The organism is Bdellovibrio sp. HCB-162 (genome assembly GCF_047344985.1).
Classification (GTDB): Bacteria; Bdellovibrionota; Bdellovibrionia; order Bdellovibrionales; family Bdellovibrionaceae; genus Bdellovibrio.
The window spans coordinates 603,332-628,734 of sequence record NZ_CP178861.1 but is presented as its reverse complement, the minus strand read 5'-3'; the positions used below and the strand labels follow the sequence as shown (position 1 = coordinate 628,734).

The window sequence follows — 25,403 nt, the reverse complement described above, 5'->3', positions numbered from 1 at the left end:
TCCGAAAAGCGCCCCGAGATCAAACAAAATTAATTCTTCTTACCAGTGAGCAAATTGTGACGAACTTCCTGATGAGCTTGAAGACGTGCACGGATTCCCACAACAGTGTCGTCAGTGCCAGAGCCAGTGCGATCCATGCGGTGACGGATCTCTGGGCTTAACACCAACCATCTTCCGACAGGAAGGTTGTAAGCGACAGCCACTTCGTGAGCTTGTTTATCAAGATATTGATATTCAACCACGATAGCACCCGGACCTACTTTGTAAGATCCACCGATTTGTCCACCTACAGTCGTGTCTGTGTAAACTGGATTATCAACGATCACGAGTCCCTCAGCCCACACTTTCCAAGAGCCATCTTGAGATTTGAAAACGAAACCAATGCTGCCGCGTTTTTCTTTCACGTCAGTGCCTTGGTTTTCTTTCATCATTCCAGAAATTTGTGCAGATAGCTGGCTTGTCAATTCTTTGCTAAGACGGATGGAAGCTCCTTTTTCGTCAGAGATCTTAAGATCTCCGGCACCGGCTTCAAACATAGAGATCGCCACAGAGTCTACGATCTTAAAGAAGTTCATTGGAAGCTCGACCGTGAAGCCGATCACTTCGTCTTGCTTAGAAAGATTGTATAAAAGAGAATCTTTGAACATTGGCAATTCATGGTAGTTTTGACCAAATGCCATTTGGTGTTTACCGGCCGTGATGATCGCGCGAGGCAGACCTGAAATCTTGTCTGTCTCGATTTGGATATAGGCTTCTTCTAAGAATTTGCCGATATCAAATTTATCATCCATCGTGGCTTTGTTTAATTTTTGCTCAAGCTCTGTTTTTACAACAAGCTTGATACCTTCACGAACCAAGAGTTCGAACTTGATTTCCGCGTCTTGCACGCGAAGAGTTCTTTCATAATCTTCTGAAGAGCTACCAGTAACGTCGAAATTTGCTTGGCCATCCACTTTAAGCCAAGGTGCGCCCTCTGCTCTCACTGTTTGTGCGCAAAACAATGCTGCTAGAACGGCTGTGGTTAATTGTACTTTCATGATTTTCCCCCTTGTATTGGTTAATTGTTACCGCACTCTTTCCCCTTTATTGTGAATGCGGCAGCGATTGGGGTTATTCCAAGGAAGATGCCAAAAGGTCTCGGCGCGAGCGGGGAAAAAATTCAAACTCCCAAGATCACTTCGCTTTTTTCCCGCGCCAGGCTTGGCCTCGCGGGGAACTGTGACAACAATTGTTCCTGAATGTCTCAAAAGCAGAGACCTATTTTGTCTCAACACCAAATGTCATTTTTTAAGCATTTAAAGAAGAGCAAAGTTATTTCGGTAAGATAGAAAGATGTCACAGGTAGAAGAACAATTTATGGCTCCTCTAAGAGGGAACAAAAAGCTGTGAATGTAATTTGACTGCGCTCGTTCCAATCTTGGACGACGCCACTTTTTTCGAAATATTTGCAAAAACACCCTCAACTATCCCAAGGTCCAGCCGATAAGCTTACTACCTTGAATGAAAGGAGCCTTGAATGGCGAATTCAAAAGTAGTACGTCACGAACTTGTTTTATCAACGGAGATTCGTGAATTGGATCTACACAGGGAGACGGGGCCACCATAACCCAGATATCAATTTAAATATTGGTGATTAATAAAAACCAGAATCACAAGGGATTCTGGTTTTTTCTTTTTTGAAAACGCTCACCACCAGGGCCAGCGAATTTTTATCGGCTTCGGCTTAAATGGAATCCACTTCCCGTTCTTACAAACAACCGTGACAGCTCTAGATCTATCGCCACTCGGATCTTCCATCGTCCATATTTCACGACGACCTTCCTTGCAGCGGATGTGGGGATTGTAAATATATTCGGCATTGCGATCTCCACGAAGACCGCCGCCACCAGAGCCTCCGCCTCCCACACTTTGTGCGTAAGTGTTTAGGGAAATAAGTATAAGAAATAAAATCAACAGCTTCATTGTTCATTGTCCTTTTGAGAATTGTGTTCAAGTTCGATGACACCTGTGTGGCTCCATGAAAAAAGACAGTCTTTGACGACGCCCGCCTCGTGAGATTTTTCATGAAGCTCTTTTAAAGACTGATTGACCTTCACAATAAAATTGCGAATCAGTCCTCTGTTGGTCACCACGGACAAGGTGTCATATTCATAAGACTTTGAATCTGAAAGATGAGAGATAATACTCACTGTCATCGCCAGATAGTCTTTCACGGAAATATCACCCAGGTTTAAAAATTCAAAATTTGTTTCAATGCGATCTTCGGTTACGGTCCATAATCCCGCACGCAAAAGACGATACGAAAAATCATTAGCGGTCACCGGATCAATTCCCAACTTTTTTGAAAGCTTTTTTAAAGTATTCGGATCAGAAGCCAATCCTGGCAGAATGCTAAAAAGAGCAAATTGATAATTTTGGCGAATGTCGGCCTTTACTTTCTCCAGAAAGTCTTCGGCACTGAGATCTCTGTCAGTGGTCGCCGTTTTATTTTGATCCCAGAATATGGATGATTCTGAGTAAAGACTGTCTTTTGTAGTCATCCAAGCGTCCTATTTTCGCGAGCACTTTGTTTTCGGTTTCCTGAAAAGATCGAAGTTCTCCTCCCAGTTCTTTGATTTTTTCTTCAAGCTGGCGCTCAACATCGACGCCGAGAATTTCAAGCAGCGGGAGCAGACGTTCGACTCTCATTTCTACTTTACCGTTAAAATATAAATTCATCTGACTTGGCTTCAGCTGCAGACTCTGGGCAAGATCTTTTTGACGAATTCCCATAAGCAAACAGACTTCACGAACTCGTGACATTAAGATTTCACTGCGCTCAAGTCTTAGATCCGTCGTTGTCTGTGACATGCGGTTTTTCTAATGAGAGAACTTTACGAATACAAATTTAAAGGACGTAATGAAGAGGAAATAAAGAAGCGAGAAGGTCCGCCACAAGAACCTTCTCGCATGGTGGAGATTTCGAGAATTAATTTCCCGCATCCACCCATTTGCCGTTGCGGCAAACTTTAGAAACGTTCACTGTGTGATCATTTACAGTGTCATGAACAGCCTCTATACGGCGAGACCCTTCTTTACAACGATTCTTTGGAACACGAACATAGGCGGCTCTTTCTTCATCCGTCATGTAAGAGCCGTTTCTACAAATACGCATTTCAGTATAAGAATGATCGTTATCGTCATACAACGTCACCCAACCTTTTGATCCTTCCACACAGGTCGTGCGCGGATTGTGGATGTACTTCGCTCTTTCTTCAGGAGTCATGTACGAACCATTTACGCAGGTACGAACTTCGGTGCGTGAATGATCATTGCTATCACGAACGGTGATGATACTTCTGCGCCCTTCTTTACAAGCCGCCGAAGCCACCCCTGCGACACCCAATAAAGCCAAAACCAGAGCTACTGTTTTCATAAATCCCTCCTAAGGATTGTTGTTATGGGAACCCGTGCAGAAGGATTTATTTCGAATGAGGCCCTCCTCGCAAACCAAGCCGCTCAGCCGCAAAATAAACGATTTCGTTAATTCCCTTGGTGTGCGCTTTGCTTTTTATCAAATCAACAGAGGAACTGATCCTCAGCGATCGCTCCATTGCAGCTCATCGACTAAAAGATGAGCGCCTGTTGAACTTTTATCGGAGGTCTCAAAATGAGATGGTCTCGCGCGGTTATGACACTTGGAATTTGTGCTTCGGTTTTGAGCCTTGTTGCCTGTAAGACGGACAGCTCCGATAAAAGCTCTGTGCAGGCTCCTAAGAAGGTGCAGCAGACGGCTCCGTCGCCAGGGAAGCCTTTGTCACCTGAGGAACAAGCCCGCCGTGCCTCTTATTCGCCAAACCAGCTTTGCTATGCCGATCTTTGTGTTGCAAATAGCGAGCTTTCGTATCCCACAATGATTCAACTGGCGACAACAGCCACGGAAGAACAAAAGAAATACTACGCTGATTATATTTCTGGGCCTACTTTGCAAATGATCGAAAAAAAGAAAGCTTCTACTCAACTTTTTGCGGATCTTTTATCTCAGCACGAAGGTGAGTTTAAAAACGCAAATCTTTCAGAAGCTCAACAACGCATGGTTAAGGCCATGCTTTTGGTAGTCACTTCCAATCACCTCAACACTCAGATCCATGAAAATTTCCGCAACAAAATTTCTTCTTACGACTTTATGAAGGCTTATTCGTTAAGTCGTGTGAAAGGTCCTCAAGGGTATTTCGATACACTTTATCCTGGTGTTTCCACGCTTCAGGCGGCGGCTCTTGAAGTTCAAAAAGTTTTGGATCTGGAAAACAAGATCAATGATGTCATGAAGGCCCGTATTATTGATCTTGAGAAGGCGTCATTGACTCGAATTCAAAATGGCGAAGGAGTCGATAACGATGATCTCTCACGCATGATCAATAACGCTTTGGCTCTTCGTATGCTTGATCTTTTGGTTATTAGAGACACGGCCTTAGCGGATTCTCTTCCATTAAGTCAGGAAAGTATCAAAACGATCTTCTTTCAATCAAAAATTCGCGACACTCTTTTAGCTCGCGTTGAAAAATCCAAAGATCTTTCTGGCGTCTGCGAAAAAAATTTCTATAGAGCTATCAATCTTTATCCGCAAACTAGCGAGATCGGTGCCTTTAAAGAAACGTCAGAAAAAGTGCGCGCTCAGGTATTGCAAGTTCTAAGTCAGCAAGATCCAGCTTACCAAGTCGTGCAAAAAGCTCCGCTGTACATGCCTCAAGATGCGAAAGCGATCGCTGCTCGTTGGTCGAAAGCGGTTAAGGACAGTGCAGAAGATGCTCGTCAAGAACAAGAGAACTTTAAAAAGTTGGACAGTCCATCTCTGATGGTTTTGGGAACGATCTTTTCATTGATCTACACTGCGGATGATAAGACCTGTGACGAAATCGTAGATCTTGGTATTTCCGATGCAACCAACACTCTTGATAAAGGTATTAAAGTGAGTTGGATCTCCGTTAAAGCGCCCACTTATGGAGCTTCCATTCTTGCTCATGAATTCGGACATTTGATTTCTAAATACAGCAATGCTTATGGATCACAAAAAGCATGTCTGGCTGATAAGCAAGGTACGACAAAATATATTGAAGAAGACTTCGCGGACGTCATCGCTTCGAAAGTCAGCGTAGGTTTGCAAAATACACTAGGCAAAAAACAAGGGAACTTTGGTTGTCTTCTTGCTTCGACCGACGCCCTGCCAAGCCTTAAAAACCAGGATCCTACAGACGTGCACTCCGCCACTCTTTATCGTGCGATCCAAGTCGCTTTGATGCGCAAGGAAAGCTTGCCGGAGAGCTGCAAAACGGCGGTTCAAGTGGAAAATCCAAAGGCTGTGAACTCTTGCGAGTAGACGTCTGTTCACATAGAGATCATAAGCAAGAATCTGCGCATCCAAATGAAATTTAACGGGTGCGCACGAAGCGCACCACCACACCTCTTTAGCTCGCCTTAAATATCTCCGAAAAGTGTTAAGACACCGTATTCTGGCGGAGGGGATGTTGAGGTATTTCAGACGCTCAGTCGCGTTTATTTTCATTTTCCTTGTAATTCTATCATTCCAGAACTGCGGTGGTCTACAGCCCTTGGAAGTGAAGACCCTATCTCCCAAGGATGATGCCTCAGGAGATTCTGGAAACTCCGATGATCTTTCCCAGGTTCCTCCAACAAATAATAAAACTTGCAACCCACTTAAAAAATTTATCTATACACAGACCAACGCTATTCCGCTTCAATGCTCTAACGGCAGCAATGACGTAGTCCTTTTCGATGTGCAGGTTCCCACCAACGGACGTGCCTTTGCCAGAGCTACATTTAATATCTTCAACTTTGCTTCTGCGGGTGATCCTTTATTGGGTGTGCATTCGTGGGCGGGTTTTGGCTCAACGGGAGATACATCGTTTTCACAGCGAATCGGAGGAGGCGCAGGACAAACGATTTGTCCTGGGCAGTCATTGCAGTCACAGCAAATTCTTTCTTATGGACTGCTTAATGCGAACTCCAAAACCGTGCGCATGCAGGTTCATCAATATACAAGCTTGAATTGCACTCATGGCTCATTGATTATTCAACCCGGAGCTCAACTTGAAGTATGGGTGGAAGATCCTGACTGTCCAGGGTCGAGTCTTATCACGGCAAGTTACTTTCGTGATGTGCGATCCAAGTTCGGCGTTGAAACGCCTTTTGCTCTGACAACAACCGCTCAAGATGTCGTCGCCGCTAATATCACGACGACAGAAACGAAGAATGCCCTCGTGTACGGTCAAATGGAAGCCTCTCTGCCTACCACGACAAACCGTTGTGGCAGTCAGTATGAAACTGCGTCTTCCGTCATCGGTTTCAATGGAACTTATCAAAGTGCTTCATTCGGAGCATGGCCCGTCTCGGGCGGCGAAACCCACATCGCTCTTTATCCCGCAGCTTCGCTCAATTTGCCTGCGGGTATACACAGAATTCACTTGGCAGCGACCGTGAATCAAAGTGTGAACTCTGGTCAAGCCAAGGCCGGATTGGATCACTCCGCAGACACAATCTTCGGAGTGATTCTTAATCCTTCATCCGCAGTAGTGACCGGCACGACTCAGTTAGGGCGCATTCACAAAATTATGGCACTAGGTGACTCCATCACTCTTGGTTACGAAGATACCAGCGAAGCTACAAGGTTGGGTGCAAATGGTGGGTACAGATATTTTCTTTATCACCACCTCACCAATCGTGGTTTCAAATTCAATTTTGTGGGTAGCGGATCAGCAGGGCCGTCAGATCTTCTTCAAAAGTCCCATGAAGGACATTCAGGATGGAAGATCAGTGACATCTTGGCCGGCGTTCAGCAATACGGATGGGTGCGCACCACTCAACCCGACGTGATCCTTCTGCATATCGGAACGAATGATTTTTTCCAGAACTACGATTTACAAAACACTCCTGGACGCTTAAGTTCACTGTTAGATCAACTTCACGCCGATGCACCTCAAGCTAAAATTGTGGTGGCGAAGATTGTCCCGATGCCCGTCTATCAGCAGTACAACGCCTACGTGGCCGACTATAATAATTCAATTGGTCTTGTCGTCGCACAAAAGCAAGCGCTGGGACGGGCTGTTTATGTTGTGGATATGAACAGTGCCTTGTCGAACGCGGTGAACTCGCAGGATTTCTGCGCCGATCAAGCCCATCCTAATACTCAAGGATACGCCAAGATGGCCAACGTTTGGTTGGCGGCTTTGATTCAATTGTTATTGTAGATCTTTAGAAGAAATAGCCGAGTTGAAACGTCCCAAATCTTAAACACTGCTGCCTAAAATTTGGGACCACTGTAGTACACGCTCTACAAGATCGAGAACGTCGTAGAAAGATTCACAGTTGTTGAATCTGCGGTGAAGCTCTTCGGATAGAAATTGAAGTAAGGTGCGAAGTAAATATCGCGGCTGAAAGCGTATCCAAAGCCCAGGCGTTGGCTTAAAGTTCTGTTCCACAAAACGGTGTGATCTTCAGTGCCACGTGGATTGTTGAAGTTGATAGCTAGTGACGTGTAAGCATTGAACTTGTCGGTGAAGTTGTATTTCACTTGTGGGTAGAAACCCAAGCTATAACGACCTGCTGCCGCTTCTTTTCTGCTTTTTGGCTTAATACCGCGCTCAAACAAGTAGTAGCTCAATGAAGAATCCAAACCGACTGCAAAACCAGAAGCGCCGATGTTGTAAACCAAAGAGTTGTCGTAGTTCAGACCCGCGTACTCACCGATATCGCGATAAGCTGGATTTGTAACTGCTGTCACACCGAAGCTGTTGCGCATTTGCACGTTACCAAGGCGAGCATTGCGATCGTAAGAAAGAAACGGATTTTTTACGTCATAACGTTTCACACCTTGAATCGGTGTTACGGCATTCACGCCTGTTCCCAAAGACAACGCACTTTTTGCATCGAAACGGTAACGGAAACCGATCGAACCACCCAAAGCCGTCTCATAAGTTCCAACAGAACCATCTGGGTTTGGTTGCATTTCGTTAGAAAGATCGCCTACCGGAGGACCGAAGTAAGAAAGAGAGAATTTCAAAGAGTAACGAGAAAGAGAACCGGAATCCGCTTTCAATTTTGAATCTGTGATTTCTTTATCCTCTTCGAACTTTTTATTTTTAAGAACATCACCCACCGTCGTTGTCGATTGTTGAGTTGCTACATCCGACGTTGTTGATGTTGTTGTGGAAAGAGTGGTTGAAGATGTCTGTGCGTAGGCTGAAGAAGTCACACATACAAGAGCCGCGATCAAAAGCTTCATGAATATCTCCCTGGTTTCGGGAGTTTGTACCTGTCCCCTTACAAAAAAGAAAGTCAAGGTTGGGTCAGTAGGCCTACTTAGTAGTTTTTTCAAGCCCCGCGTCGAAGAATAAAGAGCACCTTAGGGAGATAATCCAGGACATCCGAGGCCGTCATCGACAGGAGATCGCGTTTATTTGCTTTCCACAGATTGGCCGTCGCGCCGTGCACATAGGCTCCCAAAAGAGCGGCCCGCGTTGGGGATAAGCCTTGAGCCCTTAAAGCCGTGATGACCCCCGCCAAAACATCCCCGGTTCCTGCTTTTGCCAGAGCTGAATTTCCCGAGGCGATTTTATAAATTCTTTTTTGATTAGCGATCAAAGTGCCATGACCTTTCAACAAAACCACGCACTGAAAAAGAGCCTGCGCTTTTTCAATAGCCGCCACACGGTCTTTTTGAATTTCTTCTGAAGAGATTTTTAAGCAACGAGCTAATTCTCCTGAATGAGGTGTCACAATCCACGTCGGTAAAAGGGGAAAAAGATTTTTCTTTGCACACACTGTCAGAGCATCAGCATCTAAAACCACGCGCTCGATTTTTTTCTCTTTCAGTTCTTCAATCACAGAGGCCGTAAATTCATTCACGCCAAAACCGGGACCAATCAAAACAGCATCGCTTTGCACGTCATTCCAAGATTTTTTGTTGAGATCACACAATAAAAAATCAGGATTTTCTAATAACGCCGCCGGAATATTTTTCTGCGCCAAGGTCACGTAACCACTCCCCATGCGTTGCGCAGCTTTGGCGGCAAGAATACCTGCGCCCGGATACTCCGCACTCCCCGCTAAAAGCAGACTTCTTCCGCGTGATGCTTTGTTATCCGAAGACGAAACGGCTGGTAAAAGTTTCCGAGCGCTCTGTTTCTTAAAGATAAATGTGGGAGCAGTGGATTTTTGCATGCTTTTAAGTGTATAACCAGCGTCTATGATCGTAAAGACGGAAGCAGACTTAGAAGGTCTAAAAAAGATTGGCAAAGTTGTCGCGAACTGTTTGCAGTACATGGCTCGAAAAATGGAGCCCGGCATGACCACGCGCGAACTGGATGAACTGGGCGGTAAGTTTTTAGAAATGCACGGCGCACGTTCCGGACCGAAACTCACATACAATTTTCCAGGTTATAATTGCATCAGTCTTAATCACGAAGTCGCGCACGGTGTGCCGTCAGACAAAGTCATTCAAAAAGGTGACTTGATCAATATCGATGTGTCGGCAGAACTTGGCGGTTATTATGCTGATAACGGAGGGTCTTTTATTGTTCCTCCGGTGAACAAAGACTATCAACGCTTGCTCGACGTCACTCGACAAGCATTGGATGCGGCGATTGCGGCAGTGAAAGCCAAGGAACTTATCAACGTCATTGGTTACAACATCGAAAAAGTGGCTCATGCAAATGGTTACACTGTGATTGAGAACTTAGGAAGTCACGGTGTGGGTCGCGGACTTCACGAAGAACCAAAATTTATTGCCGGTTATTACGATAAAAATGACAACCGCAAACTCAAAGAAGGACAAGTCATCACAATTGAGCCTTTTGTTTCGACAGGCGCCCGCTTTGTCGATGAGGAGCCTGACAATTGGACATTAGTTGCCGGAAAAAATCATAGAACTGCTCAGTTTGAGCATACGATGGTTGTTTTAAAAGACCGTGCGCTGATTATGACAATTCCTGATCCTGTTTAACTGCACGAGCGCTTGCTTCAACGAAGCGCTTCGCTTTATTCTTTCTCCACTTTATGAAGGAGATCTTATGAAGCACGTATCTTTATCTGTTTTCGCTGTTTCCTCCCTTTTCGCATTGAACTCTTTTGCAGCAGGAGTTCTTACCCAAAAAAATATTTCTTTGGAACTTGCGCAGATGGCCGCCGACGCTGCGGTGGAAAACTGTTTGCATTCAGGTTACCAAGTCACAGCCACCGTTGTTGATTTTGCAGGTGATGTGAAGGTTTCAGTTCGCGCGGACGGTGCTGGCCCTCACACCATCGATGCCAGCCGACGCAAAGCTTATACTTCGGCCTCCGCAAAAAATGCGACGTCAGCGATGCTTACGACTTCGCAAACAAATCCGACGGCACAAAACCTAGGACAGATTGATGGTTTCTTGCTTTTGGGCGGTGGACTTCCTATTCGCTCTGGAACTGCAGTTATTGGGGCTATTGGCGTCGGTGGCGCACCGGGCGGTCCTCTTGATGAAGTCTGTGCACAAGCAGGCATTGATAAAATTAAAGACAAATTAAACCCTTAGTGTTTCCGGAAAATGGTGTAACAGGCTGGCCTAACTTTCTTTGTAGACACGCTGCCTAAAGGCTTGAGCTTCGCCGAAAAGGTGAAAGGCTAAACGGGTCTAATAACGGAGGATTTATGAAACTATTTTTTGTTCTAGCTACAATGTTGATGGCTTTCACTGTTCACGCTGCGGATCGCAAAGTGGGTAACGTGATCGCTGTTGAAAGAGAAATCACAGACCTTTACAACACTTGCCTTGGCAAAGTGGAAGATACAACAAAGCCAAAAAGCTTTTTCTCTTGCGGTATCAAATACACAACTGACGGAGAACTTCCAGTGAGCAAAGGTCGCGTGATCAAATTGATCGACGAGAAATGCTCTGTTGTTGGTGAGACAATGAACGGCGTTCTTTTGATCACTTTCTCTGGCGCACAAAATCCTTCAACTTTCGAAGCGTCTCGCGCTTGCTTGGAAAAAGCAGTGATGCCAAAAGATTCTGTGAAAGTTGTTTTGTACACTCTTGAGTAATTGCGACTGAAATTTTTAAAGACCTCTTTCGATTGATTTTCAATTTGCTGAAAGAGGTCTTTTTTTTTGCTCTGAAATCCATTCTTTAACTGAATCTTGATAACACAATCGTTCCACAATTTGTGATATTCTCTCATTCACAGTTTTTTGTCTGTAAAGCTGCGTCCTTTTTCTTGCTCTCCATTAGGCCCCTCACATAAACTACTTCAGTCTGGAACCCTAATTAAGATTGGAGTAAGTATGGCGAAGCTCTTCTTTACCGAGATTCCAACTCGTGAAGAACTCCAAGAGAATGCAGCCCTTCTGTATCCTGAGTTAGATCACCTCACATTGTATTCACACATCTTGCTGAGAAAAGTCACAACGGATCTGGAAATCAATCTCGACAGTTTTTTTTCGCGTTTTAGTTTATCGTCAGGACGCTTCACTTTGATGATGCTGTTGCAAAGAACCCAAAGTGGCTTGATGCCGTCAGAACTGGCGCAAAAAGTAGGCGTCACGCAAGCGACGATTTCTGGATTGATCAACAGTCTGGAAAAAGCAGAGTTGGTAAAAAGAATGACTCACGAAAAGGACGGTCGTTCTTTCGTGATTCGTTTAACAGAAAAAGGCGAGCGTCTTTGCAACGAGATCGTGCCTCTTTACCATGAACGCATCAGTCACTTCTGGTCTCCGTTTAGCGAAGATGAAAAACATAAACTGAACGATTTCATGGAAAGAATTATTAAAAGCATTCACAAAATCGGTGAATAAAAAAAGGCCCTTCACAGAAGGGCCTTTTTCTTTTTGTTTCTTAATCTAAATCTTAGTACTCACCGTTAAGCGTGCAGCTCAAGATATTATCCAAAGTAAAACCAGATCCGTTTTGGAAAGGCGCAAAGTGATTGTAAGAGCGGCCGACAGCCATGTGCGGGCTCACGCAACGCTCTGCTGGCGCTTTCAACGTACCGTTGGAGTTTACGTTGTAAGGATGCGTGTTATACGCTTTTTGCGCATTCACTTGCACAGCAAACATGCCCGTGACTTTTGCAGCTGCACAGAAAGCATTGAACGTTTGCAAGGAACTTCCCAACACGCGAATCATTTCTGACTGACTTGCAGTTTGTGAGATACCGCATTTTGGATAAAGGACATTCCATTCACGAATACATGCTTGGATATTTCCACCGGCATCCGGAGTGAATTGGAAAAGACCGATATTCAAACGAGACTCTGGCGGTTGCGCTGGATCTTCATAGAAGTTAACACCAGCGGGACGACGATAGCCTGACGGAGCATACTTTTCAGCCACACGTTGAGCCTTTGCTGAGTCTGCTGTCGTCAGTGATTCCATATACGACAAGCACATCATGTATTTTGACCAAAGCTTTGAAGCTTTCACGTAACCTTCTCTGCTGCCAGAAAGCGCTTCACGACGATAAGCATTCATTTTGTTTGCAAACTCATTGGCTTTTTTGATTGTCGCTGCCGAAGGAACGTTTTTACCGTTGAGAGTTGTATTCAACGTATCGCTTGTGACGTTACAAAGAGGATGCGAGATCAAACTGTTTGGTAAATACGTGTTCACGTCTTTATTCAAAGCAAAATATGAAGCGACGTAGCCTAGTTGCGCTTTCGAAGGCTGCATTTTTAATTCAACAGCGTAGGCAATGCGATCTGCGAAGCGGTCGTTCTTATCGAGGTTCGCATCACAGTTGTCAGTACGGTAAGACTCTTGCGCATTTCTTTGTGGTAAAAGTTCGCGGTACTGTTTGTAAGTCGTATCCACGATATTTCCTACTGGATAAGCCACTTCATTAAAAGTATCAAAACCCACTGGTGTGATGGAATCAGAAATCGCCGCCGGTTCACGCGGTGCTGGTGGCGTTGTTACCGGAGGAGTCGTTGTCGGTGGCTGTGTTGTTGGAGGTTTCGGTGCTGGAGTCGTGCTGCCTCCGTCATTCACCGGGCGTTTGGACATTGCCAAAGTCGCGCTTGAAAAAAGTGTTGCTGCTACGAAGGCCATCAGGATGTTAGTTTTGTTTGTTTGTGTTTTCATACCTCCTAGATCGGAGGTAGGTCCTAAGACTTAAGATCAACTGGACTTTACCTGGACCATTTTTCCCCGACTTTTTCTGGAAGAAGGTAAAGTCGAAAAAACTGAAAAATTATTGTTCAGCCACACTTAGGACGTTGGTCGGAAAACTCAGTTTAAGAACTCTTTGGGTCTAACCGATAATGTTTATGTCACCAAAAAAGGGAGTATCAAAATGAGTCAACAATATGATGTACCGAACCTCTATAACTTCTTGCTTCACACACCAGAGGGCGGGCTCAGAAAAATGCTCGTAGATAACAAACCTTTCACTGAAGCTCACTTCAACTTGATGTTGAAGGTCGTGCGTGCTTGCAACGAAACTCAATTTACTGAGCACTTCGATAAGCAAGACTTCCCGAAAGTAAAAATGGGACCGGCAGAGGTGAAGTTGAAAGAAAAGTTCTGGGCCGATTGCATGACAACCTGGAACAACCGTGGACTTCTTACGCCAGCTGTGGCAACTAAAGCAGCGTGATTGGTTATTTAGCAGCAGAACAATTTCTACCAGAGCTTCTTGAAGAACTTAAAAATGTGAAGTCCGTTCATGGAAGCCTGGTTCTTACTGATGGGCCCTTGCAGAACACTGTATGGGCCCAAAATATTTGGCTCAACCCCGAAATCATTTCCTTTGAATCAATAAGTCAGGCGGCGAAAGCTCTGAAGGGTCTTGGAAAACTCTGGGCGCCCTACACTTTTGAAAATCATCGTCGTGCGCAGTTGATTCAAGATCAACTTCCCAAGCTCAAACCCCGAGTAATGGAATTTCTGGGACCTCTTCCTGAAGACAATCTGGGCGCTTGGACTTTGATTGATAAAAATACTTTGATCGCTTCAAGCAAAACCAACTCGCCTTTTCCTTTGGGAGAAGTGCAGTTCCATGAAGATAAAAAAAATCCGCCTTCGCGCGCTTACCTGAAACTTTGGGAGCTTTTCACCGTTTATGGGATTCGTCCTGAAGCCGGGCAAAGAGTCGTCGACTTTGGAAGCTGTCCGGGAGGATGGACGTGGGTTCTGCAAAAAATGGGATGTGAGGTCGTGAGCATTGATCGTGCTCCCCTAGAACCGCATATTGCCAAACTCCCCCGCATTCATTTTATGAAAACCAATGCCTTCACGGTGAAGCCCGAGGACATTGGGGCCATTGATTGGTTTTATTCCGATATCATCTGTTATCCAGAAAAACTTTTTGAGCTGGTTCAGATGTGGCAGAGTTCAGGACTTTGCTCAAACTTCGTTTGCACGATAAAATTCCAAGGTAAGACGGACTTTGCGACACTTAAAAAGTTTCAGTCGATGGAAAATGCTCGCATACAACATCTGCACCACAACAAGCACGAGGTCACGGTATGGATAAAGACATCTTCGCCCTGATTAGCCGAGACGAAGAAAAAATCAAGCTGTGGCAGGATTTGGCACAAGCCAAAGGCGAACTTCTTTGCAAAGGCCAGGAAGATGCTGTTTGTAAACTGCGTGTCTCTTCTTACAACTCAAAATCACAAAGCCTAGAGTGCGTTTTTGAATCTTCAACCACTTTAAAATCCCAAGAAGAATACTTAGGTCATTTCTTTTTAGGCGGAGAAAAATATTACTTTCAAACAAAAGCGCAAATTCATCAAGGTCGCGTTGCCATTCCCATTCCAAAAGAATTATACCATTTGCAACGTCGTCAAAATTATCGTGTGCGCATTCCTGACGGCTATCACGCGTTTTACAATATTATTTTAGTGAATGGGCAGGCTCAAAAAATCACAGGACAGCTTGCCGATTTAAGCAGTCAAGGATGTCGTGTGGTGTATCGCATGGACAATCCCTTGATGAAAGTGGGCGACCAAGTCACGGGTCACTTGATTATTGCGAAACGTCCTCCCATTGAGATTCAAGGCATTGTCCGTCATATCAAGGTCGATGATGGCAATAAAGTCATTCAGACTTTCGGTATAGAGTTCACGCCTTTGATTCCGATTGTGGAAAATAAACTTTTTGCAATCACGATGGAAATTCATAAAGAAGTTTTTAAGCGTCCAAGCTAAGCTCTGTCTCATTCCGAGACTTTAGAGTCGTTCATGATATTCCGATAAGTTCTTCATACCGGAGACGTTATGGGACTTTCCAAAGCACTGATGATAGCTTTAATTGGCAGCAGCCTTACGGGTTGCTCCATGGAGGCCTCTTTGGAGCAACTGGCGGGAGAGGTCAAACCACCCGAAGTGAAACTGCAAAAAGGTCAACTTACGGGATTCGTGTCTGGTTCTTCGCAAGCTACGCCGACGTCTAACGGCTACACCGTGGAAAGTGCGACCGGAAATTACACCAACAAACTTTCAGCAAAAACCAATGGCGGTTATAAAGTCTTTATTTCCGTTCAGGGAAATATCGTTTCTAACTAAATTACTCCTCGATAGTATTTGGCTCTAAAACCGTCGGGTCTTTTTTGCGGATGGATTCATATTCTTGATCCAGATTTTTTTGCACTTGTTTGCGTTTTTCTTCGGCTTGTTTTTTTAGATCGGCTTGGGCTTTTTTATTTTCTTCAAAGCGCTTTGTGTAATCGCGATGAAGCTGGTTGAATTCATCCGTTTTTGCGCGTGTGTAGTCTTCAAAGTTTTTGCGTTTATCACGGGCGTCGGCTTCAAATTCATCGCGCTTTTCTTTTTGATCAACGTAGAAATCTTTTCTTTTCGCTTCGATATCATCAAAGAACTCTTTGCGCTCATCCGAGCTTGATTTTTTCTTGGCAAAATCTTTGCGGATTTCGGCCTGCGCTTTGGTAAAGTCTTCGCGTTCTTTCTTTTGCACTTTTGAGAACTGTTCGCGCGCTTTATTCATGTCTTTATTAAAAAGCTCTCGCTTTTTGTTCATGATGCTTGAAAACTTACTGCGCACCTCGGAAGGATTGCGTGAAAGATCTGACATCATTTGATCCATGAAGGCTTTTTCGTCGTTTTCTTTTTGTCTTTCAGGGGGAATGTTTTTACGAAGGGCTTCCAAAGCTTCACGGTCGGCTTTCAGTGAATACTTATCATCGACCAAGGTCGTGTCGTCATCCGCGGCAAAAATCGGAGTTGCAAAGCTTGTCACCAAAACCAAACTTCCCATAAAGAACAACAAAGACTTTAGTCTGTATGTTTCTTGCGGTTTGGACCCTTCGTGGGAATTTAGGCGTGTTAAGCTCATGAAGTTCTCCTTAGCTGTCTGGAAAAAGTCTACTTTTGAGAATAATTGGACTCTTACGAAAACACAACCGGCCGATAAGAGACTATATGTTATATGGACGAAGAGTGATCGAACCACAACGAGTACCCCAGGGAGAAGGCTCCCGCCGATTTATTCTGAACAAAAGTTTTCAGTATAAATACTGCTGGTACATGATCACGGCGGTGGCCGGTGGCGCGATTTTATTTCTTTTGCCTGCGTTTTATTTTATCAATCAAAACTATGATCTCTTTAAGAACCTGGCTTACGATACTCACCCTCATTTAGTCGAGCACCTTGAGCGTGAAGTCACATGGTTAAGAATTTTCTTAGGCGCAAGCTTCGTGTTCCTCACAGGCGTGACTTTGTTCCTCAGTGTTCGCATGACAAAAAATCTTTTAGCTCCCCTTGTGACCATGGAAAGACACATGCACCAATTGATGTTGGGTCAGTGGCATATTCCTGATTATCATTTGCCGGAAGAAGATGACTTCAGAGATCTTGCGATGACTTATGATTATTTCTATCGCGCTCTAAAAGCCAACACGGAAACCGAACTCAAACTTTTAGAAAAACTAAGCATCGACCCACAAAACCGTGAGGCCTATGCGGCTTGGAAACATCTTTTGGCGGAAAAGCGCGCTCGTCTGGGTATTAAAGAAGAATTTATTACTAACGAGAACGTCTTAAGCTTGAACGAATTTGATCAGAAACGTCGCGTTTCTTAATCGCTTCACGCTTGTCGTGAGTTTTCTTACCCTTCACTAAAGCGATCTCTAATTTTGCACGGCCATTCTTAAAATAAATTTTGAGTGGCACGCAAGAGTAACCTTTTTCTTTCAAAGCTCCGAAAATTTCATCCAGCTCTTTGCGATTTAGTAAGAGCTTACGAAGACGCTCGGGCGCGTGATTGTTATAACTAGAAGCTTTGTATTCCGCGATGTGCGCATTTTGCAAAAAGGCTTCATCACCACGAAAACTGATATAAGAGTCTTTGAGTTGAACATCTTTGTTACGCAAAGACTTCACTTCGCTTCCCATAAGCTGAAGTCCCGCTTCGTAGGTTTCTACGATCGTATAATCAAAGCGGGCTTTTTTGTTCTCTTGAACAATTAAAATGCTCATGGTTCAAATCCAAAATTCTTATAAAGACGGACAAACTGTGCGGGGCTTAATTCTTCAGCGCGAGCGGTTTCTTTAAACCCCATCTCGGCCATCCAACCCACTAATTGCTCTTCAGTTAGCTTCTTTTGACTTAAAAGACCAGCTAAATTTTTCTTGAGAAGCTTACGGCGCTGAGCAAAGGCCGCCTTAACAAAGTTTAAGAAAGCTTTGCGGTTTTTCACTGGTGATTCGATACGTGAAAACGCCAAAACACGGCTTGCTACGCGCGGAGGCGGAGAAAAATCCCGAGGTCCCGCTTCCGTCACCATTTCAGGCTTCCAGAAGGTCTGAGCAATCACGCTTAAAAGACCGTAATGCTCCGACTGTGCTGGCGCTCTGATTCTTTGCGCGACTTCCTTTTGGAACATGAGCACCATGTGCTCGACACCTTTGTCTTCCAAAGAGCGATCGATCACGATGCTTGAAGAAATTTGGTAAGGAAGATTGCTGACGAAAACTAATTTTTTATCGGAGTAAAACTGGGACCAATCCAAGCGCAAAGCATCTTCTTCAATCACGGGGATGTTTTGCTCTCTCCAGTAAGCAGCGATCACACGATCTAGTTCAATAAGTGTTAGCGGCACATTCATTTGGCGCAAGAAATACGTCAAAGCGCCAGGGCCTGGGCCCACTTCCACTAAAGCTTCGGGAGTAAATTCTTTGACCTTGTTGATGATGCGCTCAATGACCAAATCACTGACAAGAAAGTTTTGACCTAAAGATTTTTTAGCAAGAATCCCTAGTTCTTGAAGGGTCTGCTCTAAACGTTCACGGGATTGAGAACTCATCTAAAATCCGTAACTAATGGTTGTGGAGAAGGCCCCAAATCCAAAGAAGAAAATTCACCGGCGTTCATTCTTAAAATACCCGCATAACCAATCATCGCCGCATTATCTGTGCAATAGCGAATTGGAGGAACCACAAGGCTTAAACCTTTTTTCTGCGCCCACTCTTCAGCACGCGCACGCAAGCGAGAGTTCGCACTCACGCCTCCTGTGAGGATCACACGTTTGGCTCTATAAACTTTTGCGGCACGATCTAGTTTTGCAATCAACACGTCGACAATGGCTTCTTGGAAGGAAGCACACAAGTCTGGCAATTGTTCTTGAACTAATTCAGGTCCCAATTGCTCCAGCATTCTTTGACCCGATGATTTTAAACCTGAAAAACTCATATCAAAAGTTTCATCGTGGATCATGCTGCGAGGAAATTCGAAAGCTTGGGGATTTCCCGTTTTTGCCATTTGATCAATGCGCACGCCCCCTGGAAAACCGAGGCCTGCCATCTTTGCGAATTTATCAAAACACTCTCCCGCCGCATCGTCTTTGGTAGCACCGAGCACGCGGTAATCACCCAGTCCTTTGATTTGATAAAGACTTGTATGTCCCCCGCTGATGGCAAGGCCCACATAAGGATAATCAAAATCTTCAGGAGGTGCGTATTGAGAGTCTTTTAAAAAAGGCGCAAGCAAATGACCTTCCAGATGATTCACACCTAGGAAAGGAATTTTTTTAGCTTGGGCTAAGGATTTCGCCGTCACCAGTCCGACAATCAAAGCTCCGATCAAACCCGGACGGTTTGTCACAGCAATGCCCTGAATATCGGACCATTTCATATTGGCCTTTTTCAGAGCTTCTTCAATCAATGGAATTAAAGCGATGGAGTGATTGCGGGCGGCGATTTCAGGAACGATACCGCCATACATTTCGTGTTCAAGATCTTGAGAGGCTGCCACCACAGAGTGAACCCATCCGCCACGATCTACGATCGCAACAGAGGTGTCATCACAACTGGTTTCAATGGCTAATACTCGATCAATCACAGTCTTACTTTTTTAAACCCTTCAAACGGATCTTAGCACGACGAGCCTCTTCTGACTTCGGAAATTTGCTCACGACTTCGTCATAAAAGGTTTTTGCTTCGTCTTTCATACCCAATTCTTGGAAGGAGACTCCGATTTTGTAGGTCGCATCCGCAAATTTCCCGCCTTTAGGGTTTTCATCGCGGTATTTTTGATAATTTAGGATCGCCTGTTTCCAATCCTTCTTTTCAAAATAACCTTGAGCCGCTTCGTAAATATCTTTTTTCGTAAGCTTTACAGGAACTTCGGCATGGGCGGCCTTCTGCGCTTTCACGGCCTGAAGTTCCGCATTCAAAGCCAGGATGTCTTTTTCCATTTTTGTGAGGGCTTCTTGCAAAATCATCACTTTTTGATTCAAGTCACGGTTTTGCTCTTGGGAAGATTTCAAAGCATTCTCAACACCGGAGTTTCCCTGGCCGATACGGTTTTCAACCACATCCACGCGACCGTTGAGTTCACGGATGGATTCCTCAAGATCAGAAACTTTTCCCGCCGCATCCGCATTGGTTCTTTGCAAAGTAACGACTTGTTGTTGCATCACTTGGCGCTGTTCATTTTCACGAACATCGTTACGAGTTTTCAAACAACCTGTTAGAAATAATGTCGTTGCAACAAGAGCAATAGCGAACTTCATAGAACATCTCCAGTTCTTTGGCGAATCAAACGAGCCGAGTTTTCTGCTTTTTCAGCGGCAGCTCGGGCACGAATAAACTGTTCTTTGGCTTTTCCAAAATCACGATCTTCGAAATAGATGCGGCCCTTACGATAAGCCTCTTCCGCCTGATGCCAGTATCCGGGAGAGTGACGGGCCGCTTGAACAGAACGAGCCGCATCTAGTGCAGCTCGTGCGAGGGAATAATCCTCAATGGGTGCGGGAACTGTCTGACAACCAACGATCACCGTGAAAAGTAAAATTCCGATGAAAAGTCTTTGTAGTCTCATCCGCACCTTTCTTTAATTTAGAGATTACTGAGCAGGAACGAAGTTTGCGCGGCGGTTTTTCGCCCAAGCAGCTTCAGAGTCACCCATCTCAATTGGTTTTTCTTTACCGTAGCTGATCACGCTCAAACGATCTGCTGGGATACCAGAGCTGATCATGTAAGCTTTCACGGCGTTTGCGCGTCTTTCGCCCAAAGCTACGTTGTACTCAATTGTACCACGAGAATCACAGTGACCTTCAATTTGAACTTTCACACCTGGGTGAGCTTTCATCCATTGGATGTTTGTTCCAACGTCTTTTTTAGCTGCAGCATCTAGGTTTGATTTATCGTAGCCAAAGTGAACAGTCACAAGACCATCGATTTTACCAGAGTCAGAACCCATTGGATCAAAACTAAGAGGTGCAGAATCAATCGCTGTAGATTGTCCACCTGTTGGCATTGTTTCAATTGATTGATCTGATTGAGTTTGTTTTCCTTTGCAACCAGCAACAAGAGCGCAGGCAACAAGACCTAGAGCTAATTTACGAACCATGATGTCCTCCTATGAAGTTCCTATAGTTATCATTAACAAATAAAAACTTTAATTTATAGCGGCTCATTGTCAAACCTTAGATTTCCTAATTGATGTTGCGTTGCTGTACGGGCTAAGACGACTTATGAAAAAACATCTTGTTTATCTTCTTTGGAGCGCCATTTTTCTTTTTTCTCTCTCGGTAAAAGCACAACTCGAAGTGCCTCCCGAACTTGAATGGAAAACTCTCACCACTCCCCATTTTCAAATTATCTTTAATGCCCGGCAGCAGGACCTAGGTCTGCTTTACGCTGAAAAGTTAGAGAAAGCCTACTACGAACTTCGCTCTTACTTTCACACACTTCCCGAAACAACAGTGGTGATTATAAATGATAAAACGGATGTCACAAATGGTTATGCCACTCGCATTCCGTATCCTCACATTATGGCGTACCCGGTTTTGCCGGGTCCCGAAGAGAGTCTTGCCGACACCGGAGATTGGGCCTTTGAGTTGCTGGCGCATGAATACACTCACATTCTCAATTTTGAACCCGCAAATGGCATTATGAAGCCCTTGCGTTCCATTTTTGGAAACATCATTGCACCAAATATTCTTTTGCCAAATTGGTGGAAGGAAGGCCTGGCGGTGGAGATGGAAACACGTTTGGGAAATCACGGTCGCCTGCGTTCCTTTTACCAAGACGCTACAATCCGCGCGATGGTTGAAGACGGCACGCTTAATTCTTATGACATCGCTGAAGCCAATGAAGTAATCCCGACATGGCCTGAAGGCATGCGTCCCTACCTTTTTGGTTCTTTGATGTGGAGTCAGATGCTGGCCGACAAGGGTTCTGCTCTGGCAGGGACACTCAATGAGAGACACGGCGGACGAGTGCCTTATTTTATTGAAACACCTGCGCGAGAACATATCGGAAAAAGTTATCCCAGTGAATACGATCGCATGCTTGAAGAAACCACCCTGCGCGCCCAAGAGCAGATGAAAACTTTACGGGAAGCAAATATCACAAACGCGACGATTCCGAAAAATGCGTTTACATCGGTAACAGCCCCCGCGATTTCACCTGACGGAAAACATCTGGCCGTGGTGACTGAAGATGATTCGAATTCCCGCTCGGTGAAACTGATCAGCAAAGAAAATGCTCAACAGAGTTTCTTAGATGCTAAAGCCGCAGACACCGTGGAAAAATTTAATCAAAACTTTGAGCCTTCAACACCGAAGGACGGTCCCCCGACAGGAAGCATTCAGCGTATCAGTTGGTTTCCGGATTCCCAAAAAATCGTTTATGATAAAATTGATTACACCAATCGCATTGAGCGCTATGCGGACCTGCACGTTTACAATCTCACAACAAAGAAAACGGAGTCTTTAACAAAAGGACTTCGCGCTCGTGAACCTTCCGTTTCCCCGCAAGGAGACATGATCACTTTTGTGAAACTTGAAGGCGGCAAAACACATCTTGGCCTTTTAAAGATGTCAGATAAAACTTCAGAAATTCTTTTCTCTGGAGAAATTCAGCAGCGCATTTCCTATCCGCTTTTCTGGGACCAAGATACGATTTTATTTTCTTTAAGAAAAGTGGATGGCAGCGAACAGCTTCAACGCTTCACGATTTCTTCAAAAAATCTTGAGTCGATTTTTACGGACTACCCGAATGTTCGCTTTGCCAAAAAAACTTCCGAGGGACTGCTTTTTACTTCCAGTAAAAATGGCGTCTTAAATCTTTATTTGGCGGATCGTGAACTAAAAACGGCTCGTCCTGTCTCGCACACGCTCACCGCTTTTTTCACAGGCGATATTGATCCTGTTCGCAAAGAAATTTTTGCCACTCATATGACGTCACAGGGTCTTAAAGTCGCTGCGATCTTGCCCCAGGATTGGCAAAATACTCCCGCAGAACTTCCCGTGATTTCGCCTTTGATGGCCGATCGTTATCAAAAGCCCAGCAAGAACGAAGAGGCCCAAGAAGCAGCCCGCGCGGCTATGAATCAATCCAAGATCGAAGATTACTCTCCGTATGGATATTTGTGGCCTCAGTACTGGATGCCATTTGTTTCGGGTTCTTCGAGTGAAACAGGTGTTGTGCTGACCGCGCAAACATCGGGATTTGATCCGCTTAAAAAACACTTTTACACTTTGCTGGGATCTTGGGACACAGGTTTGAATCGCGGAAGTCTTGAAGGCACATACTTGAATCAAGTGACATCGTTGCCTTTTGCCGCCATTGCATACAAGAGAAGTTCTTATCTGGGCACAACATCCAATGAACTCAATGACTATGGTGCGGCTGCGGCGGCTCTTCCAGATATGTTCTGGCTTTCTCGCTACGCAAGTTTACAAATCGGTTGGCAGTATCTAGAGCGTTCGACCACGAGTTTAGAAACAAAGCGCACCGGTCCATTCACAATGTTTAACTACGTCAATTACTCAAAATCCGGAGCGCAGATTTCTCCCGAATCCGGCCTGGGAGCTTATCTTGGTGCCTACAATTACATTCAAACAGATGGATACTTGAGCCATTCGCAATTTTTGGCAGGTGGAGAAGTTTATTTTTCTTCACTCCTTCCGAAACACAACGCCTTTATGTTGCGCGTGAACGGCGTTTATACTCCGGAAAAAATCGCATCTATCTATGGCGTTTCCACAGAGCCTTTGGTTTTTATTCCTGACAGTCCCTTGCCTCAGTATATTTTGCGTGGCTACAAACGCGGGCAGCTTTTTGGGCGAAACCTCGTGGCCATGAATGCTGAATACCGCTTTCCGATTAAAAATATTTATGCTGGTTCAGGAACCGATCCGCTTTTCTTGCGTCGAGTTTCGGGCGCACTTGTTGCCGATGGAGCTGCCGCAGACGGGCTTTTTGTGAACGACAAAGATCTCGTTTACGAAGTCGTCAATATGAAGCGCTCTTTCTGGAGCGCCGGAGCCGAGTTGAAACTTGAAACCACGATCGGTTACGTCATTCCGGTCAGCGTCGTCCTTGGTTATTATGTCGCTTTCAACACCCCAAACGGAAACGAAGGCACTTTCGGAACGACCTTACAAATCATCGGGTTTTAACCTTTTTTGTGAGGCCGCAAGTCTTAAAAATGACGGTTGCGGCCCATCGCCCGCCCCAAGGATCCCCCTCCTGAGGGCGATGGGAGTCCCCCTTTCGCGCCGAGCCAAACTTACCAATCTTGACAAAGAGCGAGGCCCTCGAAATTATTGAAGATATCGACAACTAGCGGCGAGGACGTTGCGTTGTAGACCTGGAGGGGTTCATGGAAAAAATCAGCTGGATTAAAGAACTTGTGAAGGCTGAACAACAGATGGAAGAGTCGGGACTCGTGGACATGAGTTTCGGATTTGATTCAGAGAAAATTCTGATCAATGAGACGATTCAGTTTCTTTTGGAGCTGAAAACAGAATTCGTCGATGCTTCCACTTCGTTCAATGAATTAAAACCTTCCGCACTTGGCCGTATTAAAATCTACGGTATCGCAAAAACTCACGCGGACTTCATGCTTTTCCGTAACGGCTTTAAAATGATCTTCTCATTGAAAGCTCCGGGACAAATCAGCATCCGTTTTAATTTTATCGGAACAAACTACATTCCAACTCCGGGCTCCACAGACGCTCAGCAAACAGCGACCAATGTCATGGACGAACACATCGTCGAAGCAAAATGGGGCGCATTTGGAGAACTTGTGTGGACGTACCAGGGACTTCCAGTGAAGCTGGAATACATGGTTCGCCACTATCTGACTCTTTTCATTAAAGAGAGTTCAAAATAATCCAGCGATGGAAAAGAACAGGCTCCGACAAGGAGCCTTTTTTATTTTTCGATTCTGGAAGTCGGAACAAGCTGAATGCTTAAACAATAAGTGTCATCGATATTTTCTTCGTGCGCGAGTGCCGCCAGGTTGAATTGAAACTGTCTCACAAGAACTCGAATCTGATCCAACTTCTTTGCACTCACCGGGACCGTGACGGAAGTAAAGTCACACAAGTCGGTGTCACCGGACTCTAAAATCTTCAGTGCTTCTTCCAAAGATTTTTTCGTGTCTTTAAGAAAGATCACCTGTTTATCAAAATTGATTTTGCGACGGCGGTCTATTTTATGAACTTGTTCATTGCGCACGAGATTTAAAAAGTGCTCTTGATCTTCGCCGGTGACATCAAGCTTTTTATAAACCTGCAAGGCCATTCTTTCACTGAGGGGAATGCGTTCATTCATTAGATCCGCCAGCCTGCCGCTGGAGATTCCCAAAAATTTGGCGTAGGACCTTTTTGAAAAACGCGGATTGCGTTGCCTTCGCGCCTCATAGTCGTGTTTTAAAATGTCGACAGCCCTGTTGAATCTCTTCATCTGCTTAAGTAGCAGAATCATTTCCCGAAATTTTCTCAAGCACTAGTTCAAAGAAGGCATCTCAAGCCTCCTGCGAGGCAGATTAAGTCCGTTTGTCCAGAGTGTTCCAAAGTGCATTTCTTCTTTGGAGCAGAACTCTTGTTCAAAATTTTATGAGTCCGACAAAGTGCTCTAAAGAACTTATGCCGTCGCCTTTTCGGACCGATTAAAAAAATGGAA

General features: G+C 44.8%; 29 protein-coding genes. 13 read left to right on the top strand and 16 right to left on the bottom strand.

The window, feature by feature from the left end; all coding sequences use genetic code 11:
* Window positions 1-29: 29 nt before the first annotated feature.
* The 5 genes from ACLSSO_RS03110 to ACLSSO_RS03090 all read right to left on the bottom strand — a co-directional run bounded on the left by ACLSSO_RS03110 (window position 30) and on the right by ACLSSO_RS03090 (window position 3,415).
* Entirely contained in the window at window positions 30-1,037 is a 1,008-nt protein-coding gene (locus ACLSSO_RS03110; protein WP_340590262.1) for a hypothetical protein, read from the bottom strand.
* Between the two features lie 649 nt (window positions 1,038-1,686).
* Window positions 1,687-1,962: a hypothetical protein gene (locus tag ACLSSO_RS03105; protein WP_413944027.1), complete on the bottom strand. Its 276-nt coding sequence runs from the start codon at window positions 1,960-1,962 to the stop codon at window positions 1,687-1,689.
* Window positions 1,959-2,540: a hypothetical protein gene (locus tag ACLSSO_RS03100; protein ID WP_295905694.1), complete on the bottom strand. Its 582-nt coding sequence runs from the start codon at window positions 2,538-2,540 to the stop codon at window positions 1,959-1,961. The genes ACLSSO_RS03105 and ACLSSO_RS03100 overlap by 4 nt, the downstream gene beginning before the upstream one ends.
* On the bottom strand, window positions 2,485-2,850 hold the full coding sequence (locus ACLSSO_RS03095; RefSeq protein WP_295905692.1) for a helix-turn-helix domain-containing protein: 366 nt from the start codon (window positions 2,848-2,850) through the stop codon (window positions 2,485-2,487). The genes ACLSSO_RS03100 and ACLSSO_RS03095 overlap by 56 nt, the downstream gene beginning before the upstream one ends.
* Before the next feature lie 118 nt (window positions 2,851-2,968).
* Window positions 2,969-3,415, bottom strand: coding sequence for a hypothetical protein (locus ACLSSO_RS03090; protein ID WP_413944026.1), 447 nt, complete (start codon window positions 3,413-3,415; stop codon window positions 2,969-2,971).
* Window positions 3,416-3,649: 234 nt separating this feature from the next.
* On the opposite strand from ACLSSO_RS03090, the gene ACLSSO_RS03085 reads away from it, so the two are divergent.
* Both ACLSSO_RS03085 and ACLSSO_RS03080 read left to right on the top strand, forming a co-directional pair.
* Window positions 3,650-5,356, top strand: coding sequence for a hypothetical protein (locus tag ACLSSO_RS03085; RefSeq protein ID WP_413944025.1), 1,707 nt, complete (start codon window positions 3,650-3,652; stop codon window positions 5,354-5,356).
* A gap of 238 nt (window positions 5,357-5,594) precedes the next feature.
* Window positions 5,595-7,244, top strand: a complete 1,650-nt coding sequence (locus ACLSSO_RS03080; RefSeq protein WP_413944024.1) for an SGNH/GDSL hydrolase family protein — start codon at window positions 5,595-5,597, stop codon at window positions 7,242-7,244.
* 83 nt (window positions 7,245-7,327) lie between these two features.
* Here the strand turns inward: ACLSSO_RS03080 and ACLSSO_RS03075 are convergent, their stop codons facing one another.
* Window positions 7,328-8,278, bottom strand: coding sequence for a hypothetical protein (locus ACLSSO_RS03075; protein ID WP_413944023.1), 951 nt, complete (start codon window positions 8,276-8,278; stop codon window positions 7,328-7,330).
* An 89-nt stretch (window positions 8,279-8,367) separates the two neighbouring features.
* Entirely contained in the window at window positions 8,368-9,216 is an 849-nt protein-coding gene (locus tag ACLSSO_RS03070; protein ID WP_413944022.1) for an NAD(P)H-hydrate dehydratase, read from the bottom strand.
* Window positions 9,217-9,241: 25 nt separating this feature from the next.
* Between ACLSSO_RS03070 and map the strand changes: the two genes are divergently transcribed.
* The 4 genes from map to ACLSSO_RS03050 all read left to right on the top strand — a co-directional run bounded on the left by map (window position 9,242) and on the right by ACLSSO_RS03050 (window position 11,821).
* Entirely contained in the window at window positions 9,242-9,997 is a 756-nt protein-coding gene (gene map / locus ACLSSO_RS03065) for a type I methionyl aminopeptidase (RefSeq protein WP_340590254.1), read from the top strand.
* Window positions 9,998-10,064: 67 nt separating this feature from the next.
* Entirely contained in the window at window positions 10,065-10,559 is a 495-nt protein-coding gene (locus tag ACLSSO_RS03060; protein WP_413944021.1) for a GlcG/HbpS family heme-binding protein, read from the top strand.
* Between the two features lie 116 nt (window positions 10,560-10,675).
* Window positions 10,676-11,068: a hypothetical protein gene (locus ACLSSO_RS03055; RefSeq protein ID WP_295901334.1), complete on the top strand. Its 393-nt coding sequence runs from the start codon at window positions 10,676-10,678 to the stop codon at window positions 11,066-11,068.
* A gap of 240 nt (window positions 11,069-11,308) precedes the next feature.
* Window positions 11,309-11,821, top strand: coding sequence for a MarR family winged helix-turn-helix transcriptional regulator (locus tag ACLSSO_RS03050; RefSeq protein WP_413944020.1), 513 nt, complete (start codon window positions 11,309-11,311; stop codon window positions 11,819-11,821).
* 52 nt (window positions 11,822-11,873) lie between these two features.
* Here ACLSSO_RS03050 and ACLSSO_RS03045 read toward each other — a convergent pair whose 3' ends face one another.
* A complete protein-coding gene (locus ACLSSO_RS03045; protein WP_413944019.1) occupies window positions 11,874-13,106 on the bottom strand; it encodes a hypothetical protein in 1,233 nt (410 codons plus the stop codon).
* Window positions 13,107-13,317: 211 nt separating this feature from the next.
* On the opposite strand from ACLSSO_RS03045, the gene ACLSSO_RS03040 reads away from it, so the two are divergent.
* The 4 genes from ACLSSO_RS03040 (at window position 13,318) to ACLSSO_RS03025 (ending at window position 15,532) form a co-directional block, all read left to right on the top strand.
* Window positions 13,318-13,620 carry a hypothetical protein gene (locus ACLSSO_RS03040; protein WP_295901339.1) on the top strand — a complete coding sequence of 101 codons (303 nt, stop codon included), beginning with the start codon at window positions 13,318-13,320 and terminating at the stop codon, window positions 13,618-13,620.
* Window positions 13,617-14,516 carry an SAM-dependent methyltransferase gene (locus tag ACLSSO_RS03035; protein WP_413944018.1) on the top strand — a complete coding sequence of 300 codons (900 nt, stop codon included), beginning with the start codon at window positions 13,617-13,619 and terminating at the stop codon, window positions 14,514-14,516. The genes ACLSSO_RS03040 and ACLSSO_RS03035 overlap by 4 nt, the downstream gene beginning before the upstream one ends.
* A complete protein-coding gene (locus ACLSSO_RS03030) occupies window positions 14,492-15,175 on the top strand; it encodes a flagellar brake protein (RefSeq protein WP_295901343.1) in 684 nt (227 codons plus the stop codon). The genes ACLSSO_RS03035 and ACLSSO_RS03030 overlap by 25 nt, the downstream gene beginning before the upstream one ends.
* A 69-nt stretch (window positions 15,176-15,244) precedes the next feature.
* Window positions 15,245-15,532, top strand: coding sequence for a hypothetical protein (locus ACLSSO_RS03025; RefSeq protein ID WP_413944017.1), 288 nt, complete (start codon window positions 15,245-15,247; stop codon window positions 15,530-15,532).
* 1 nt (window position 15,533) lies between these two features.
* On the opposite strand, the gene ACLSSO_RS03020 is transcribed toward ACLSSO_RS03025, so the two are convergent.
* Complete coding sequence (locus tag ACLSSO_RS03020; RefSeq protein ID WP_413944016.1) at window positions 15,534-16,319, bottom strand: hypothetical protein; 786 nt, start codon at window positions 16,317-16,319, stop codon at window positions 15,534-15,536.
* Between the two features lie 86 nt (window positions 16,320-16,405).
* On the opposite strand from ACLSSO_RS03020, the gene ACLSSO_RS03015 reads away from it, so the two are divergent.
* Complete coding sequence (locus ACLSSO_RS03015) at window positions 16,406-17,065, top strand: hypothetical protein (protein ID WP_295901354.1); 660 nt, start codon at window positions 16,406-16,408, stop codon at window positions 17,063-17,065.
* On the opposite strand, the gene smpB is transcribed toward ACLSSO_RS03015, so the two are convergent.
* The 6 genes from smpB to pal are packed head-to-tail and all read right to left on the bottom strand — an operon-like array spanning window position 17,010 to window position 20,835.
* The gene (gene smpB, locus ACLSSO_RS03010) at window positions 17,010-17,462 is read right to left on the bottom strand and encodes an SsrA-binding protein SmpB (RefSeq protein ID WP_295901356.1); all 453 of its coding nucleotides are present in this window, start codon (window positions 17,460-17,462) and stop codon (window positions 17,010-17,012) included. The two genes, ACLSSO_RS03015 and smpB, sit on opposite strands and share 56 nt — an antisense overlap.
* Window positions 17,459-18,289, bottom strand: a complete 831-nt coding sequence (rsmA, locus tag ACLSSO_RS03005) for a 16S rRNA (adenine(1518)-N(6)/adenine(1519)-N(6))-dimethyltransferase RsmA (RefSeq protein ID WP_295901361.1) — start codon at window positions 18,287-18,289, stop codon at window positions 17,459-17,461. The genes smpB and rsmA overlap by 4 nt, the downstream gene beginning before the upstream one ends.
* Window positions 18,286-19,320, bottom strand: a complete 1,035-nt coding sequence (tsaD, locus tag ACLSSO_RS03000) for a tRNA (adenosine(37)-N6)-threonylcarbamoyltransferase complex transferase subunit TsaD (protein WP_413944796.1) — start codon at window positions 19,318-19,320, stop codon at window positions 18,286-18,288. Before tsaD ends, rsmA begins: the two co-directional genes overlap by 4 nt.
* Before the next feature lie 7 nt (window positions 19,321-19,327).
* Window positions 19,328-19,996: a tetratricopeptide repeat protein gene (locus ACLSSO_RS02995; RefSeq protein WP_413944015.1), complete on the bottom strand. Its 669-nt coding sequence runs from the start codon at window positions 19,994-19,996 to the stop codon at window positions 19,328-19,330.
* Entirely contained in the window at window positions 19,993-20,304 is a 312-nt protein-coding gene (locus tag ACLSSO_RS02990) for a DUF4398 domain-containing protein (protein ID WP_413944014.1), read from the bottom strand. Before ACLSSO_RS02990 ends, ACLSSO_RS02995 begins: the two co-directional genes overlap by 4 nt.
* Window positions 20,305-20,328: 24 nt before the next feature.
* Window positions 20,329-20,835, bottom strand: coding sequence for a peptidoglycan-associated lipoprotein Pal (pal, locus tag ACLSSO_RS02985; protein ID WP_295901372.1), 507 nt, complete (start codon window positions 20,833-20,835; stop codon window positions 20,329-20,331).
* 124 nt (window positions 20,836-20,959) lie between these two features.
* On the opposite strand from pal, the gene ACLSSO_RS02980 reads away from it, so the two are divergent.
* Together ACLSSO_RS02980 and ACLSSO_RS02975 are read left to right on the top strand one after the other, a co-directional pair.
* On the top strand, window positions 20,960-23,893 hold the full coding sequence (locus tag ACLSSO_RS02980; RefSeq protein WP_413944013.1) for a hypothetical protein: 2,934 nt from the start codon (window positions 20,960-20,962) through the stop codon (window positions 23,891-23,893).
* 203 nt (window positions 23,894-24,096) lie between these two features.
* Window positions 24,097-24,609 carry a hypothetical protein gene (locus ACLSSO_RS02975; protein ID WP_413944012.1) on the top strand — a complete coding sequence of 171 codons (513 nt, stop codon included), beginning with the start codon at window positions 24,097-24,099 and terminating at the stop codon, window positions 24,607-24,609.
* A 41-nt stretch (window positions 24,610-24,650) separates the two neighbouring features.
* Here ACLSSO_RS02975 and ACLSSO_RS02970 read toward each other — a convergent pair whose 3' ends face one another.
* Window positions 24,651-25,052, bottom strand: coding sequence for a DUF4423 domain-containing protein (locus ACLSSO_RS02970; RefSeq protein WP_295901380.1), 402 nt, complete (start codon window positions 25,050-25,052; stop codon window positions 24,651-24,653).
* Between the last annotated feature and the right edge of the window lie 351 nt (window positions 25,053-25,403).

Excerpts from the sequence above, each read along its gene's own strand:
- ACLSSO_RS03110 (WP_340590262.1), bottom strand. The coding sequence starts at position 1,037 with ATGAAAGTACAATTAACCACAGCCGTTCTAGCAGCATTGTTTTGCGCA.
- ACLSSO_RS03105 (WP_413944027.1), bottom strand. The coding sequence starts at position 1,962 with ATGAAGCTGTTGATTTTATTTCTTATACTTATTTCCCTAAACACTTAC.
- ACLSSO_RS03100 (WP_295905694.1), bottom strand. The coding sequence starts at position 2,540 with ATGACTACAAAAGACAGTCTTTACTCAGAATCATCCATATTCTGGGAT.
- ACLSSO_RS03095 (WP_295905692.1), bottom strand. The coding sequence starts at position 2,850 with ATGTCACAGACAACGACGGATCTAAGACTTGAGCGCAGTGAAATCTTA.
- ACLSSO_RS03090 (WP_413944026.1), bottom strand. The coding sequence starts at position 3,415 with ATGAAAACAGTAGCTCTGGTTTTGGCTTTATTGGGTGTCGCAGGGGTG.
- ACLSSO_RS03085 (WP_413944025.1), top strand. The coding sequence starts at position 3,650 with ATGAGATGGTCTCGCGCGGTTATGACACTTGGAATTTGTGCTTCGGTT.
- ACLSSO_RS03075 (WP_413944023.1), bottom strand. The coding sequence starts at position 8,278 with ATGAAGCTTTTGATCGCGGCTCTTGTATGTGTGACTTCTTCAGCCTAC.
- ACLSSO_RS03070 (WP_413944022.1), bottom strand. The coding sequence starts at position 9,216 with ATGCAAAAATCCACTGCTCCCACATTTATCTTTAAGAAACAGAGCGCT.
- map (WP_340590254.1), top strand. The coding sequence starts at position 9,242 with ATGATCGTAAAGACGGAAGCAGACTTAGAAGGTCTAAAAAAGATTGGC.
- ACLSSO_RS03060 (WP_413944021.1), top strand. The coding sequence starts at position 10,065 with ATGAAGCACGTATCTTTATCTGTTTTCGCTGTTTCCTCCCTTTTCGCA.
- ACLSSO_RS03055 (WP_295901334.1), top strand. The coding sequence starts at position 10,676 with ATGAAACTATTTTTTGTTCTAGCTACAATGTTGATGGCTTTCACTGTT.
- ACLSSO_RS03050 (WP_413944020.1), top strand. The coding sequence starts at position 11,309 with ATGGCGAAGCTCTTCTTTACCGAGATTCCAACTCGTGAAGAACTCCAA.
- ACLSSO_RS03045 (WP_413944019.1), bottom strand. The coding sequence starts at position 13,106 with ATGAAAACACAAACAAACAAAACTAACATCCTGATGGCCTTCGTAGCA.
- ACLSSO_RS03040 (WP_295901339.1), top strand. The coding sequence starts at position 13,318 with ATGAGTCAACAATATGATGTACCGAACCTCTATAACTTCTTGCTTCAC.
- ACLSSO_RS03030 (WP_295901343.1), top strand. The coding sequence starts at position 14,492 with ATGGATAAAGACATCTTCGCCCTGATTAGCCGAGACGAAGAAAAAATC.
- ACLSSO_RS03025 (WP_413944017.1), top strand. The coding sequence starts at position 15,245 with ATGGGACTTTCCAAAGCACTGATGATAGCTTTAATTGGCAGCAGCCTT.
- ACLSSO_RS03020 (WP_413944016.1), bottom strand. The coding sequence starts at position 16,319 with ATGAGCTTAACACGCCTAAATTCCCACGAAGGGTCCAAACCGCAAGAA.
- ACLSSO_RS03015 (WP_295901354.1), top strand. The coding sequence starts at position 16,406 with ATGTTATATGGACGAAGAGTGATCGAACCACAACGAGTACCCCAGGGA.
- smpB (WP_295901356.1), bottom strand. The coding sequence starts at position 17,462 with ATGAGCATTTTAATTGTTCAAGAGAACAAAAAAGCCCGCTTTGATTAT.
- rsmA (WP_295901361.1), bottom strand. The coding sequence starts at position 18,289 with ATGAGTTCTCAATCCCGTGAACGTTTAGAGCAGACCCTTCAAGAACTA.
- ACLSSO_RS02995 (WP_413944015.1), bottom strand. The coding sequence starts at position 19,996 with ATGAAGTTCGCTATTGCTCTTGTTGCAACGACATTATTTCTAACAGGT.
- ACLSSO_RS02990 (WP_413944014.1), bottom strand. The coding sequence starts at position 20,304 with ATGAGACTACAAAGACTTTTCATCGGAATTTTACTTTTCACGGTGATC.
- pal (WP_295901372.1), bottom strand. The coding sequence starts at position 20,835 with ATGGTTCGTAAATTAGCTCTAGGTCTTGTTGCCTGCGCTCTTGTTGCT.
- ACLSSO_RS02980 (WP_413944013.1), top strand. The coding sequence starts at position 20,960 with ATGAAAAAACATCTTGTTTATCTTCTTTGGAGCGCCATTTTTCTTTTT.
- ACLSSO_RS02975 (WP_413944012.1), top strand. The coding sequence starts at position 24,097 with ATGGAAAAAATCAGCTGGATTAAAGAACTTGTGAAGGCTGAACAACAG.
- ACLSSO_RS02970 (WP_295901380.1), bottom strand. The coding sequence starts at position 25,052 with ATGAATGAACGCATTCCCCTCAGTGAAAGAATGGCCTTGCAGGTTTAT.